The following is a 13,330-nucleotide window of genomic DNA, read 5'->3' on the forward strand; positions in this document are numbered from 1 at the left end:
TGCCACCACCATCGGCAGCATAACGCTAAATCAGGTAATCCTCGCTTCGGCGCACACGCCAATCACGGCGCATCTCCATATAGGTACGCGACTGGCGCGACCACACCAACGCCAACGCCACAACACACACCAGCATATACGGCACAGCAATATATACCAGCGTGTACAGCGGCGAAGCGCTACTGAGCAGCAGCTCAACATCCTGGCTCGGAGCACCATTCAGAGTACCTAAAAGAGCTGCGACCGCCAGCATAATCAGCAAAGAAGCCAGCACGCCCAACGCCAACGCTACTGACAGCACCAACGCCGCCCAACGGTAACCACGCAGATACGCCACCGTGCAGAAGCCGTGCAGGGCTACGTTGCTGACCGCACTCACCATCAGAAAAAGCACCGGATAGTATGCCTGCGCATCCACCAGTGACTGGGCACGCCAGGTGGACAGGTGCGACAGTTGCGTCGTCGCATACACAAAACCCGTGTACCCAATCAGCACCAGCCAGCCCACAGCAATAGCGAGCAAAACCCAACCTGCCACAGACACGAGAGTCGGGGTAGCAGGCTTCGTAAGATACGTGGTGTTCGGAGTGAATGGCGGCGAAGGCTCAACGGCGGACATGGCGGAATCTTTCGAATGTCGGCTGATAGTGTGCGGAGGATGTATGAGCAAGCACGTGGTGTGAATGTGGGTGGCGGCGCGGTATTCGATGGGCTCACCGCCTCAAAAAAATTAGGAAGAAGTGGACGGATCCACCGTCGCAGAAATGCTTTTAGATAACGACGGAGAATCTGTCCGGTTCGCCATCGCAATTCGCAAGTTACTGAAGCGGTAAATAGTCAGCAAGGATAAACCGATCTCACTCAACCAGACCATACCCAAAAGGACGAGAACCAGCAAAGGATCCAACCCCATCGAAACCCCAGCCCAGTCAAGCATCAGCAGCAGGAACGTAATCGGTGAAAGTACCAAGCCCACCGCAACATACCCAGTCAGGGAGCATATAGCCCAAACGCTATACACGGAGGCGTCCGCTGAATCACGCGGAGGGTGCATCAGCGGCCACATCTGAACCACCAGGTAAAGCGCCGCAACAAAGCCAAAGCAAATCGCCAACGGCTGCGTGTACTGGGAGATAATGAGACCCTCAACCAGGGTCAAAATGCACAAAATAACGGCGCGGACCAGCAGGTTCTTCTTGAGCTTCTGTTTGCGATCATTCACCTCATTAGCGGTGTAGGTGCGTAGAAAAGTGGGCACCTGCCCCTGCCCCGGGAACGGCGGTAGAGGACCTGTCGGATGCGTACGCACCACAATCGGCTGGTTCGCACCTTCCTGAATAATGACGGTAGAAGTCGCCGAAATAACCGGATGCGAACCGGTCACCACCGGCGGCACGTTCAGCGGAACGGACCCCTCCGGCGTGGCAGGAGTCGCGTGGCGGATAGGCGCCTGATAGCGAGTCTGTACACTGATATCTTCATCCGGGTGTTCTGCGGATGAAGCAGCATCTGTGTTCAGGTGTGTAGCGCCCATGAGTGGTCTCCTGGCAGGTGCAAGTCGTGTTTCTGTCTTACCGTATCACCACGCGTTCTTGAGGGGTTTCTGAGTAGTAGCTGAGCGTCGCGGAAAGCATTGCCCGCTGTCTTTCGCTACCTCGTCATCACCCTCTCAGAGGCGTGAATGCAGAAAGGAGCACCCCACCCGCTGGGGTGATTGAACGCCACTCCTCAAGACCATAACTTTTATTGTTCAGCGCCTGCTTGCTTCTCCAGCTTGCTCCGGCGCAGACTCCTACGAATCACCACGCTATATAACAGCGAAAATAAAACCTCCACAGCAAAGGACGCCATAACCGTCAGCAGGCTCACCGCATAGAACACGTCCACACGGTCCAGCAACGTCTGTGGACCGTGCAGAGCCACCAACACATAGATGAAAAACGCCGTCATCACCGCAGCAGCAACCGCGGAAGCAACATTCGCCAGCAGCACCAGCTTCACTGAACGGTTCACCCGGTAAATCATGGCAAGCCACATGTGCATCACCAGGTAGACCAGCGGTACCGCACCAATCGGGAAAAGCGTGACACGGATGAAGTAATAAACAATAATCAGCGAGGGTACAACCAGTAGCAGCACACGCACCAGGTACAGGTTCTTAGCCGGCAACGGGTAATCACTGGCGACATTCCAGAACTCGTCAGCTTGCTGTTCCAGCTCCTCCAAGGCCTGCAACTGCATCAGCTGTGTCTGAGTCATATATTCCTGCGGCACAAGATCCGAGGAACCCACCACCTGCGCAAGCTCAGCGGCAGAAACTGGTTTGCCCCGCTGCGTACGAGCGGAATCAGCCATTTAGCCCTCGAAAATGCCGCGGGAACGGTCCTTACGCACGCTCTCCGCAGGGAAAATACGGCCGCTCATGCTGATGTACACGCCAGGCTCCAGCAGGTTTAGGGCAGCGATAGCGGCGCCCAGGTTGAAGCTGGCATCCGAACGAGCCATCACGGCGGGCTGCATCGCACCGGTTAGCACCACAACCTTATCGCCCAGGTCGGCGTGCTCCACCAAGTAACGTGCGGTCTCCGGCATGGTGTCGGTACCGTGAGTGATGAGCACCTGGTCGTTAGTGACAGCATTCAGCACCTCGGTCAGCTCGGCACGATCCGCATCGGTCATGTCCAAGCTGTCCTTACCAATCAGCGGGCGAATGTGAAAACGCACATCGGTGATAACGCGGTCCAGCAGGTCCTTAGCGGCAGGCTCTCCAATATCCATGGTGCCCGCCACCGAATAGAACTTATCGATCGTGCCGCCAGTGGCAAGAATCGTGATTTCTTCGGAGTTCTTAATGGTGACGCTCACGGGTTTCCTCATCTTTTCGGGTCAACGTACACAAATCAACAACTGCCAGGCCAATCCGGCAGGACGCGCCCCATCCACACGGAATCAACACGGGGTAAAACCCCGAACATGAGGGTGAAGACGCAAAAACCCGCCGACCCCCGCGAAGCGGGAGGCGACGGATCGGCTAGTGCGCCCTGTGGGGCTCGAACCCACGACCTGCGGATTAAAAGTCCGTAGCTCTACCGACTGAGCTAAAGGCGCTCCTATCCACACAAAACTGAAAGTGTGCAGATAGAAATACTATACACTACCGACTCCCAGCTAATAAACGGTACACTGGAAAATCCTATGTCTACACCCGCAGCATCAAGCAGCGCCTCCGGGCACACCCGACACCGCACCCACCACCGCCCTGTCCTCTACTCCGCCAAGAAATTTGAACGCCACGAAGGCGGCATGGACCCCGCCGCACGCGAAGAGGCGGCGCACGCCTCCGCACGCATCCTACTGATGCGTGGACGCGGCACCGACGAACAGATGACCGAGCGGCTTGTCAGCTTCACCGACGACTACGGTATTGAGATGCTCGCCGAACTCTGGTCGCACGCGAGCGCCCACTCCCTGCCTGGTGCGCTGTGGCGTATGTACTGGCTGCGGGATGTGGTGCATCGTTCGCCGCGCGGGGTGAGCCGTGCTTTTGAGCTGGGCATGGCGGAGGATTACCGTTCACACGTGGTGGCGGGTGTTCCCGACCCGCCGAGTGCCGACGAGGTGGTCCGCACTATTGATGAGATTCTGGCGGGCCTGTACACCGGCGATATGGACATTGCGATGGAACGTTGCGCGGCTTTTGCGCACGTGGTGGCGTTGGGTATTCGCACCGATTATGCGCGCTCTGCCAGGCAGGATGGTGCGGTTCTGGGCAGCCACGAGGTGAAGCGTGAGGCGGTGGAGCGTCGTGCTCGTCTGCCGTATCAGGCTCATCAGATGGAGCAGATCGCGCACGATTTGGAGGCGGTCGCCGCCCAGCTGCGCGCCGTTGAGGCTGGTGAGCAGGCTGACGGGGCTTCGGAGGCTGATTCTGCGCAGGAAAAATCGCAGACCAACCTCAAAATATTCTAGTCTTCTTCAGCGTTTGGGCGCCTAAAAATGCGGGTTCGTGCCGTAAATTGGCACAGGTTCCACATTGGGTTGCAAAGGCGTTAAAAGCCTGTTTCTAATTGACTCTGTACCGGGTGCGGGTGGATAATAATTACAAGATGTCGGGTTGCTAATAGGTAGCCCCGGGCTCCAAATCTTTAGCCGCTTCGAGCGGCCTTCCGCCGAGAGGCGCTCCCAACCCGACATCCCTCAACGTTCCGGTGGGGGTCGAGAAATCGATTCCCACCGTTTTTTGCTTAAAATCCTCACGGGCAACCGCAAACAGCTCGGCGCTATAACATTTGCAGGTCGGGCTCTAGTGATGTACGCACGGGCTATGCGCACCCGCAGCGTCCAATACTGGTTAGACTGGGAACTATGCTGCACCGACTTTTCCCCCACGCCAACGAATCCCTCGCCTCCCTCGCTGAAATTTCAGCGCAGGTCGGTGAGGCTGCGGCATTGCTCTCTGAAATGGTCGGCTCCCCCGTCGCGGAGTACCCCGAACTCTTCGAACGCATGCTCACCCACGAGGCAGACTCCACGAACCTGCTATTCCGCACCCTCACCGAGGTGCGTAGCTCCTTCTCCCCGCCGATTCCGCGTGAAGACCTGTATACGCTGGCACGCAAGCTCACTAACGCCGTTGAGAAGCTCACCAGCGCCGCGCACGTGCTGTCTCTGCACAGCATTGACGGCTTCGCCACGCACATCACCTCAATCCTGGACATCATTCAGCGTCAGGCGGTGCTGACAGCCGCCGTCATCCCCAAACTTGCCGATATTCGCGGCCTCGATAACTACTGGATGGACATGCTGCGCATCTCCCGCCAGGCGCTACGAACCGCCGAAGAATACGATGCGTACATTGCCGAACGCTACACCCCCGAACGGTACCGCCGCTACGCCACCTTCCTGGCGCAGCTGACCGCCGCCTCCAACTCTATGCGCGATGTGTCCGCCGAGATCGGCCGCATTATCGTTCAGGAATCCTAATGCTCCTGGGTCTTCTAGCCTGCTGCGCTTTCATTGCCGCGGTCTACGTTACCGGTGTGCACGATGCCTCCAACTCCGTCGCTGTTCCGGTGCGTACCCGCGCCCTTGGCGAGCACTCCGCCACGTACCTTGCCGCGCTCTTCAACGTGCTCGGCGTGCTCGGTGCGTTCCTGCTACTCGGCGAGTATTCCGCCTCGTGGGTAAGCGCCCCGGAGGGCATCACAGGCCTGAACGGCATCGTTGCTGCGCTGCTGGTCTGCGCTATTTGGGGTGTGCTCACCTGGTTTTTGCGTTTTCCGTCCTCCTCGACCCACGCGCTGATCGGTGCCCTCGCCGGTGTGAGCTGGTGGACCCAGACGAAGATCGACAGCGCCGCCGAAGGGTTCGGTTCCCTCGCATTCCTGCCGCATATCTTTGGGGCGACTCTGCTACCGCTCTTCTACCTTCCGCCGCTCATTTTTCTGCTGTCCTGGCTGATGGTGGTGCCGTTCTACCGGCTCGTGGTCGGCCACAACCCGCGCCTCGTGAATCAGCGAGCCCGCGAGGTACTGGCGGTGTCTGCCTCCGCGATTTCGCTGCTGCACGGCCTGCAGACTGGCTACCTGTACCTGCTGCTGTGGGCGCTACTGAGCGAACGCATCACTAATCCGGCGCTGATTCAAGCCCTCACCGGGGGCGGGATGCTGCTGGGCACCCTCATTATTGCCCTCAGCCTGGGTGCGGGTACGCTGACCGGTGGTCGCCGCATCGGCTACACCTTCGCCTACAAGATGGTGCGCCTGGACCCGTTCCGTGGCGCGGTCGCTCAGGGCACGACCGCGGTGGTGCAGGTGCTCGGCTACTTCCTGCTGCAGGTGCCGTTTTCCTCCTCGCACCTGGCGACTGCATCGGCGCTCGGTGCGGGCGTGAACCAGCGTTTTAACGCGTTGAAGTCCAGGATTGTTCTGCAGATTCTTCTGGTGTGGCTAGTAACCATTCCGGCATGCTTTGTGCTTGGGGTGCTGGCAATGGTGGCACTACAGTCCATCAGCTAATTTTTAGGGGCGGCGCATGCCTCTGCATGCATGCTGTTGCAGCGTGGACGGGCGGCGGGTTGAGTCTGAACAGTGCACACCTTCATAATGGGTTGAGTTCCTGGGCTAGCATGGGCCCATTCACCCTCGACTGATTGTGGTTATGTCTTCCCCTACCGTAGCTATTCTGGTCCGCACGAAGGACCGTCCCCGCTTCTTGAGCCGCACATTGGAGAACATTGCGCAGCAGACCTTCACCGACTACACGGTCTGCGTGATTAACGATGGAGGCGACGAGCAGGCAGCCCGCGCCGTCATTGAGGAATCCCCGCTGGATTCCGGTCACGTACAGCTGCTGACCGCCGGCGGCAACATGGAGGCGGCATCCAACGCCGGTTTGACGGCGACCGTCCATGCCGCCCGCGATCTCTTCACCGAAACCTCCCTCACCGCGGGGTTTGAGTGGGCGATGTCTGACCGAGCGCACTCCTGGGACGCTGAGCACCGCCGACAGCTCGAACATGCCCGCGCAATCGGTGGCGGGCACAGCACGCAGGGTATTCACGGTGCACACGGCGCCGAAGAAACACACCCCGTCACCGTTGAGCCTGAGTCATCTTCCGAAGCACCCGCACAGCCACACCCCGCCCAGCCGGGCCTGCTAGCGAGGGTGGCTCGCCGCCTCCGCAGCTAGGTTGTGTAACGGGAGGCTCAAGTAGCGGTTCGGGGCTAGGTTTCCTCGAAAAAATACGGCTCCAGAGCGGGTACAGTGCGCGGACTCTCTCATAGTTGAGCCCGCCACTGTCCTAGCCCCTTGTGCACCGCACACACGCCGGTATGATGGTGCTCATGGCACGCTTCGCAGAGATTCTACGCACTACTGAACAGAATACCCGTCAGTTCATTCGTGAGGGTATTCATCGAGTCCAAGCAGACTTCTTTCAGTCTGTGCAGATTGTTGCGGCGTCTATGGGTGCTTGGCTTTTCTCTGAACGCGTCCTGGGCCATCAAGAGCCTATTTTCGCGGCGGTTTCTGCCCTCGTGTCCCTAGGCTATGTGAGCGGCGCTAAGCATTCCCGCCGAATCCTTGAGGTTTCCTTCGGCGTAACCCTCGGTATTCTTATCGGTGACCTTCTGCTGATTCTGCTTGGTCACGGCACCTGGCAGGCGGCGGTCGTGCTGTTCTTATCCGTGATTATTGCCCGATTTATTGATAAGGGCATTATTTTTACGATTCAGCTCAGCTTCCAGGCGTGTTTTGTATTACTGCTACCGGTGCCTGATGACGCGTTCACCCGCAGTTTTGACGGCATTGTCGGTGGTGCCTTCGCGTTCCTTGCCATGTATCTGATGCCGCGTGATCCGCGTAAGAACCCGCGTGCCCGCGCTATGACTCTGATGGATGCTTTCGCAAAGGTTTTCGCTCTTTCCTCTGAGGCAATCCGCTACTACAACTACGACAAGGCGTACCAGAGCCTACTCGACGCGCGCGCTCTGCAGCCGCTCTACGATAGCTGCCGTGGCGATCTAATTACTGCGCAGGGTATGAGCGAGCTGTCCTGGAATAGCCGTAAAAGCAAAGGCGAGCTGGCGCGCTTGTCGAAGACCCTAGCCGCGGTGGATTTGGCAATTCGTAACGACCGCGTCCTCAACCGCCGTATGGCGTCCACGATTCGCCACGTGCAACTGCGCACCGCCGCGCAGATTTCGCTCAGTGACGCACTGACTGAGCTATCGCTCGCGGCGCAGAGTCTCGGCTTGGGTATGTCTGCCCCGACCGAAGGCGAACGCGAACACTACATGATGGAAGCCCGCAAACGCATGGTGAAGCTCGCAGGCACCCTTGAGCCGCGTGCGATGGGTGTGGAAACCTTTGAGGGTGAGTCGCTAGTGCTGATGCTTCGTCTGATTGTGGTCGACTTTATGGAGGCCACTGGCATGTCACACAAGGACGCTGTCGATGTTCTGGTACCCCTGGGCGAGGCGGTCACACAGCATGCGCCGCGCACCTCGGCCATCCCAATTGTTGATACTGACGTGGACGACCTGATGGTGGTTAACGACACAGCCGATAGCGCGGTCAACGCCCACCACACGAATAATCTGAATACCCGTTCGATCAACATTATGCTGCATGAGAACGAGGAGGAGAGCCGCTCTTAGCGGTATTTCCCACAGAGGGGCTCCCGAGGGCATGACGCCAGCCGGGAGCCCCCTTTCTTGCTATTTTTAGAGTGTTTTATTTCTGCGGGAAGAGCAGAGCCAACGCCTCACCCAGGGTGGTTACCTCACGTACGGTGACACCTTCGGGTACATCCCCTACGCCTGCCGGGGAGGCTGGCACCAGCACGTGTGTGAAGCCCAGTCGGCCCACTTCCGCAATACGCTGGCGGATGCCCGGCACGGCGCGCACCTCACCGGCCAGACCGACTTCGCCAAAGACCGCGAGCTTACGCGGGAGCGGCTTATTCTGGGCCGCTGAAGCCAACGCCATCACGCAGGCCAGGTCAGCGGCGGGTTCGGTAATCTTTGCGCCACCCACGGTAGAAACGTAGCAGTCGAGCTTGCCCACATTCAGACCGGCGCGGCGCTGTAGCACCGCCAATAGCATTTGAATACGCGCCGAATCCAGACCCGAAACGGTACGGCGAGGGGCGGGTGCCACCGCCTGATCCAGCAGGGCCTGCACCTCCGCGAGCAGGGGTCGGCGGCCCTCCATTGTGACGGTCACGCAGGTACCGGGTACGGGGTGCGGAGTGCTGGAGACGAACATGCCGGAGGGGTCCAGCACCGGCGCGATACCGTCTTCGTCCATATCGAAGCAACCGACCTCGTCGGTGGGTCCGAAGCGGTTCTTGATAGCGCGTAGCATACGGATATTCGAGTGCTTATCGCCCTCGAACTGGCAGACCACGTCCACTAGGTGTTCGAGTAGGCGCGGACCCGCAATGGTACCTTCCTTGGTCACGTGACCCACGAGCAGAGTGCACATATTGCGTTCCTTTGCGGCAGCAATGACGGAGGCGGCAACCTCACGCACCTGGGTCACGCCACCGGCGCTACCCTCAACTTCAGCGGAGGCGAGGGTCTGCACGGAGTCGATGACCAGTAGGGAGGGGGTGACCTGCTCAATATGCGCCAGGGCGGTGCCGAGGTCGGTTTCGCTGGTCAGGTAGAGGGTGTCCGCGATGGCGCGGATGCGGTCGGCGCGGAGCTTGACCTGCGCGGCGGATTCCTCGCCGGTAATGTACAGGACTGGGCGCGGAGGCTGGGTGTTGTGTGCCGGGTTATTCTGCCCCGCATTCCGGGTGGTGCCGCGCGCGAAGGTGGCGGCGACGTCCAGCAGCAGGGTGGATTTGCCCACGCCGGGTTCGCCCGCCATGAGGATGACCGCGCCGGGTACAAGTCCGCCGCCAAGCACGCGATCAAATTCGGGGTTTCCGGTGCTCATGTAGGCGGCTACGCGCGAGTCGACTTCTGCGATGGGCTGGGCGGGTTTCTGTACACTGGATGCGGCGCGAGTGCGCGCGCGGGTGCCCCCGGCGGCCTCTTCGACGGTGCCCCAGGTTTGGCATTGGCCGCAGCGGCCTACCCATTTGGCGGTGGTCCAGCCGCATTCGGTGCAGCGGTAGGCGGGTGCGTTTTTGGTGTTTTTCGTGCGCGCGGTCATGGGTCTATTTTAGGGTCTGGGACGATATGGTGCGCGGTGTTTGGTCACGGCGAAATAGGGCACCACAGAATACATTTTTACTCTTAAATGCAGATAGTTTAGACCTGTACACTCCCACATAAATATTGAGAATATCCGTTCGTTTTTAAGGCACTTTAGCCCGCCGTTCCGCCGCTGACCTGGCTCAATAACCACCCTTACGGGTACAATGTTTTTTGTGCAGATGAATTATAGTGACCTATTGATTAAAACTATCGCCCGAATCGCCCCCGGCACCGAGCTCCGTGAGGGTCTGGAACGCATCATGCGTGGCCGTACGGGCGCACTCATCGTCCTCGGATCCGACCGCACCGTATCTTCCATGTCCTCGGGCGGTTTCAATATCGACACCGAGTTCTCGGCAACCCGTCTGCGCGAGCTGGCGAAGATGGATGGCGCTATTATCTGCGACCGCGACGCCACCCGCCTGTTGCACGCCGGCGTGCAGCTCATGCCGGACGCCTCCATTGACACGAACGAGTCCGGCACCCGCCACCGCACCGCCGAACGCACGGCGATTCAGACCGGTTTCCCGGTGATTTCAGTAAGCGCGTCGATGTCCGTGATTTCGGTGTACGTTGACGGCACCCGCTACATGGTTGAAGACAGCCAGTACATGATGGCTCGCGCAAACCAGGCGATTCAGACCCTTGAAAGCTATAAGAAGCGCCTGCGTTCTGTGCTCTCCAGCCTGTCTGCCCTGGAGATTGAATCGAACGTTTCCCTGGGCGATGTGGCGATGACCCTGCAGCGCATGGAGATGGTGAACCGCATTATCCGCGAGGTCAGCCACTACGTGCTGGAGCTCGGCGTGCACGGCCGCCTGATTGCCCTGCAGTTGGAGGAGCTACGCGCCCCCGAGATGACCGCTAGCGACCTAATTCTGCGCGACTATCTGCCCGAGGTAAACGACGAGCTGATGACTGCTGGCGTTGAGGCGCTTCAGAACCTGAACGATATGGACATCGTGGATCTGCGCACGATTGCCCGCACTGTCGGCTTTGGCGAGAACCCCGACCTGGAGCTCCCTTTGCAGCCTCGCGGTTTCCGCCTGCTCGCCGGCATTCCGAGCATCCCGAACGCTATTTCTGAGCGTCTGGTGGAGCGCTTCGGCAGCCTGCAGGCTCTGATGGCGGCGTCCCTTGAGGATCTGCGCGCCGTGGACGGTGTGGGTGAGGCTCGTGCCCGCACGGTGCGCGAGCAGCTGTCCCGCATGGCGGAGAGCAGCTTGGAGAAGTACCTCTAAGAGAACAGATTATCCATCCCTCAAAAATAGTTTTACGATATGATGCAGTGACAGTGGAGTTCTCTCCGTACCTTGGCACCCCAAGGAGGTCACAATGTCATACTCACGCACCAAGCGTCCCGTCCCGTTCTTTGTATGGGCATCCCCCATCCTGTTCCTGATTTACCTGCCACTACTATGGTTCAAGGTCATCCCCAACTCCTTTGAGGTGACCGACCTGTCCACCCTGCTCTTGGCGGCACTGCAGTGGACCGCTTTCGGTAGTCTGCTCGGGTACCTGGGCGAGCGCCGCTTCGCCAAACCTCGCACCTCCAAGTAATAACCATATAAAAGCTAAAGCCCCCGCGCCGGAAAATATCCAGCGAAGGGGCTTTGTACACTCACACAGGGGTGAAAACTATAGACGTGAACTACTGAATCACGAAGTTCACTTGAGTCGAAGTCACACCATTCACCGTAGCAGTCGCCCAGTAAGAACCCTTCTGAGCATTCGAAGCGGAGGAGCAGCCCAGAACGTTGATCTTACGGTCCCACGCCAGGTCGGTCGCACCCTCAGAGCCTGCAGCCACGTCCGCCTTAGGCAGGGTGGTCGCCGCGCACAGGCTACGGGTGTACACCCGAGCCGCACCGGAGGTGATGTTCAGGTCCACGCCGGTGTTCGCACCCTCGCCACCCACAGCGCAGGGGGTCTTCGAGGAGTTCGTGTAGGTCACGTGGAAGGACACCTGCTCACCGGTTGCGAAGGTATGCTTCGCGGGGGTGACGGTCACCTTCAGGTCGTTCGCGGTGCAGGCCGCAACAGCAGCCGCAGTGGTCACCGAAGGGACCGGTGCGGGGGTGGTCACGCTTGCAGTGGGTGCCGCAGAAGCGGTCACCGAGGGGGTTACCGAAGCAGTAGCCGAAGCAGACGCGGTTGCAGAGGCAGTCGCACTAGTGGACGGGGTAGCCGAAGCAGTTTCTGTAGGGCGAGCACTGAAGCTCTGGAAGGGCGCACCGGAAGGCGTCGCAGTAGAGGCTACAGTGGCGTCCTTCTTGCCGTTAATCATGCCGATCATGGAGGTCACGCCAGCAACCAGCAGCAAAATAATAGCGAGCAGAGCAATAACCGCCACGATACGACGACGACGGTACACTTCGGGAGGCAGAACGGGACCATTTTCAGACATACCTCTAGGATACCGGGTTTAACCTTGAGATTCACAGTGAACTCTGTTCATGCAATTTTGGGAATATATATTCTGTGGCGTAGGCTTTTCGGATGACCTCAGAGCCCAAACGCACCACACGCACGCGCCCCGAACCTACCCTGGCTGAAGACACGAACATCAAAGCACTCCACCACCGAATCAACCAGTGGTTCCTCAACCAGGCACGCGATTTGCCGTGGCGTCGTGACGAGTGCACCCCCTGGGGAGTGATGGTCAGCGAATTCATGCTGCAGCAGACCCCCGTCAAGCGCGTGCTACCCGTGTGGGAGGAGTGGATGCGCCGCTGGCCCACCCCCGCCGACCTTGCCGCCGAGCCCGCATCGGAGGCGGTGCGCGCCTGGGGCCGCCTGGGTTACCCGCGCCGTGCGCAGCGTCTGCACGGTACCGCTGTCGCGATTGTGGAGCAGCACAGCGGTGAAGTTCCCGCCGACTATGAGGCGCTACTGGCTCTGCCGGGCGTAGGTTCTTACACGGCGGCGGCGATTAGCGTGTTCGCGTTTGGTCTGCGCGCCACGGTCATTGATACAAATATCCGTCGCGTGCATGCGCGCGCCGTGTCCGGCAAGGCGCTGCCCTCCCGTTCGTTGACGGCGGCTGAGACTCGCCTGGCGGAGGCGCTCATGCCCGCCGACACCCCCACCTCCTGCCTGTGGAATGCGGCAACCATGGAGCTTGGTGCGCTGGTCTGTACGGCGAAGTCCCCAACCTGCGAGCTCTGCCCCGTGGAGGATCTGTGTGCCTGGGTTGCGGCGGGCAAGCCGGAGGCGGACTACGCCCCCAAGGGCCAGAGCTGGCACGGCACGGACCGTCAGGTACGCGGGGCGGTTATGGCGGTGTTGCGTGCGGCGCATGAGCCGGTGGACCGCGAGCTCATCCTGGGTGCGGGTGTAGCCTCGGCTGGCGGCACGGCCTCTTCACCCGCTGCAGCTTCTTCGCCTGACTTGGCGTTCCCCTCGGATGCACCCGCCGCGGTGCACCACCCACTCAAGGCGTTGTATGCGCTCTCCCCCGCCGCCGAACAGCTGCAGCGCTGCTACGCGGGGCTGCTAGCGGACTCTCTGGCACGCGAGGTCGCCCAGGGCGATACAGTGCTCATCTCGCTCTAGGAATCATCTGAGTGGAGCTTCTCCTTGAGAAGACAGAAAACGACTGTGGGGGGGGGGCGGGGTAT

Annotated in this window: 14 protein-coding genes and 1 tRNA gene; 8 read left to right on the forward strand and 7 right to left on the reverse strand. The window is 59.8% G+C overall.

Features of this window, described 5'->3' with window-relative positions; translation table 11 throughout:
• Nucleotides 1-25: 25 nt before the first annotated feature.
• The 5 genes from QFX05_RS03755 to QFX05_RS03775 form a co-directional block, all read right to left on the reverse strand.
• The gene (locus QFX05_RS03755; RefSeq protein ID WP_279741038.1) at nt 26-619 is read right to left on the reverse strand and encodes a flagellar type III secretion system protein FlhB; all 594 of its coding nucleotides are present in this window, start codon (nt 617-619) and stop codon (nt 26-28) included.
• A 111-nt stretch (nt 620-730) separates the two neighbouring features.
• Complete coding sequence (locus QFX05_RS03760; protein WP_279741039.1) at nt 731-1,534, reverse strand: organic solvent tolerance protein OstA; 804 nt, start codon at nt 1,532-1,534, stop codon at nt 731-733.
• 209 nt (nt 1,535-1,743) lie between these two features.
• Nucleotides 1,744-2,355 carry an amino acid transporter gene (locus QFX05_RS03765; protein WP_279741040.1) on the reverse strand — a complete coding sequence of 204 codons (612 nt, stop codon included), beginning with the start codon at nt 2,353-2,355 and terminating at the stop codon, nt 1,744-1,746.
• Nucleotides 2,356-2,865: an asparaginase domain-containing protein gene (locus QFX05_RS03770; protein WP_279741042.1), complete on the reverse strand. Its 510-nt coding sequence runs from the start codon at nt 2,863-2,865 to the stop codon at nt 2,356-2,358.
• 170 nt (nt 2,866-3,035) lie between these two features.
• Nucleotides 3,036-3,108 (reverse strand) — tRNA-Lys (locus QFX05_RS03775).
• 87 nt (nt 3,109-3,195) lie between these two features.
• On the opposite strand from QFX05_RS03775, the gene QFX05_RS03780 reads away from it, so the two are divergent.
• The 5 genes from QFX05_RS03780 to QFX05_RS03800 all read left to right on the forward strand — a co-directional run bounded on the left by QFX05_RS03780 (nt 3,196) and on the right by QFX05_RS03800 (nt 8,159).
• Complete coding sequence (locus tag QFX05_RS03780; protein ID WP_279741043.1) at nt 3,196-3,969, forward strand: histone acetyltransferase; 774 nt, start codon at nt 3,196-3,198, stop codon at nt 3,967-3,969.
• 396 nt (nt 3,970-4,365) lie between these two features.
• A complete protein-coding gene (locus QFX05_RS03785) occupies nt 4,366-4,983 on the forward strand; it encodes a hypothetical protein (protein ID WP_012902791.1) in 618 nt (205 codons plus the stop codon).
• Nucleotides 4,983-6,017, forward strand: a complete 1,035-nt coding sequence (locus QFX05_RS03790; RefSeq protein WP_279741046.1) for an inorganic phosphate transporter — start codon at nt 4,983-4,985, stop codon at nt 6,015-6,017. Before QFX05_RS03785 ends, QFX05_RS03790 begins: the two co-directional genes overlap by 1 nt.
• A 142-nt stretch (nt 6,018-6,159) precedes the next feature.
• Nucleotides 6,160-6,690, forward strand: a complete 531-nt coding sequence (locus QFX05_RS03795; RefSeq protein ID WP_279741048.1) for a glycosyltransferase family 2 protein — start codon at nt 6,160-6,162, stop codon at nt 6,688-6,690.
• A gap of 143 nt (nt 6,691-6,833) precedes the next feature.
• Nucleotides 6,834-8,159: an FUSC family protein gene (locus tag QFX05_RS03800; RefSeq protein WP_348635931.1), complete on the forward strand. Its 1,326-nt coding sequence runs from the start codon at nt 6,834-6,836 to the stop codon at nt 8,157-8,159.
• 76 nt (nt 8,160-8,235) lie between these two features.
• On the opposite strand, the gene radA is transcribed toward QFX05_RS03800, so the two are convergent.
• Nucleotides 8,236-9,666 (reverse strand): DNA repair protein RadA, encoded by a 1,431-nt coding sequence (gene radA, locus QFX05_RS03805; RefSeq protein WP_279741053.1) that lies wholly within the window; start codon nt 9,664-9,666, stop codon nt 8,236-8,238.
• A gap of 208 nt (nt 9,667-9,874) precedes the next feature.
• On the opposite strand from radA, the gene disA reads away from it, so the two are divergent.
• Together disA and QFX05_RS03815 are read left to right on the forward strand one after the other, a co-directional pair.
• A complete protein-coding gene (disA, locus tag QFX05_RS03810) occupies nt 9,875-10,951 on the forward strand; it encodes a DNA integrity scanning diadenylate cyclase DisA (protein WP_279741055.1) in 1,077 nt (358 codons plus the stop codon).
• A 94-nt stretch (nt 10,952-11,045) separates the two neighbouring features.
• Nucleotides 11,046-11,270 carry a phosphoglycerol transferase gene (locus QFX05_RS03815; RefSeq protein WP_279741057.1) on the forward strand — a complete coding sequence of 75 codons (225 nt, stop codon included), beginning with the start codon at nt 11,046-11,048 and terminating at the stop codon, nt 11,268-11,270.
• 91 nt (nt 11,271-11,361) lie between these two features.
• Here the strand turns inward: QFX05_RS03815 and QFX05_RS03820 are convergent, their stop codons facing one another.
• Nucleotides 11,362-12,117, reverse strand: coding sequence for a hypothetical protein (locus QFX05_RS03820; protein WP_279741060.1), 756 nt, complete (start codon nt 12,115-12,117; stop codon nt 11,362-11,364).
• A 92-nt stretch (nt 12,118-12,209) separates the two neighbouring features.
• On the opposite strand from QFX05_RS03820, the gene QFX05_RS03825 reads away from it, so the two are divergent.
• Nucleotides 12,210-13,265, forward strand: coding sequence for an HhH-GPD family protein (locus QFX05_RS03825; RefSeq protein WP_279741063.1), 1,056 nt, complete (start codon nt 12,210-12,212; stop codon nt 13,263-13,265).
• Nucleotides 13,266-13,330 lie beyond the last annotated feature (65 nt).

The organism is Rothia similimucilaginosa (assembly GCF_029850875.1).
Lineage (GTDB): Bacteria > Actinomycetota > Actinomycetes > Actinomycetales > Micrococcaceae > Rothia.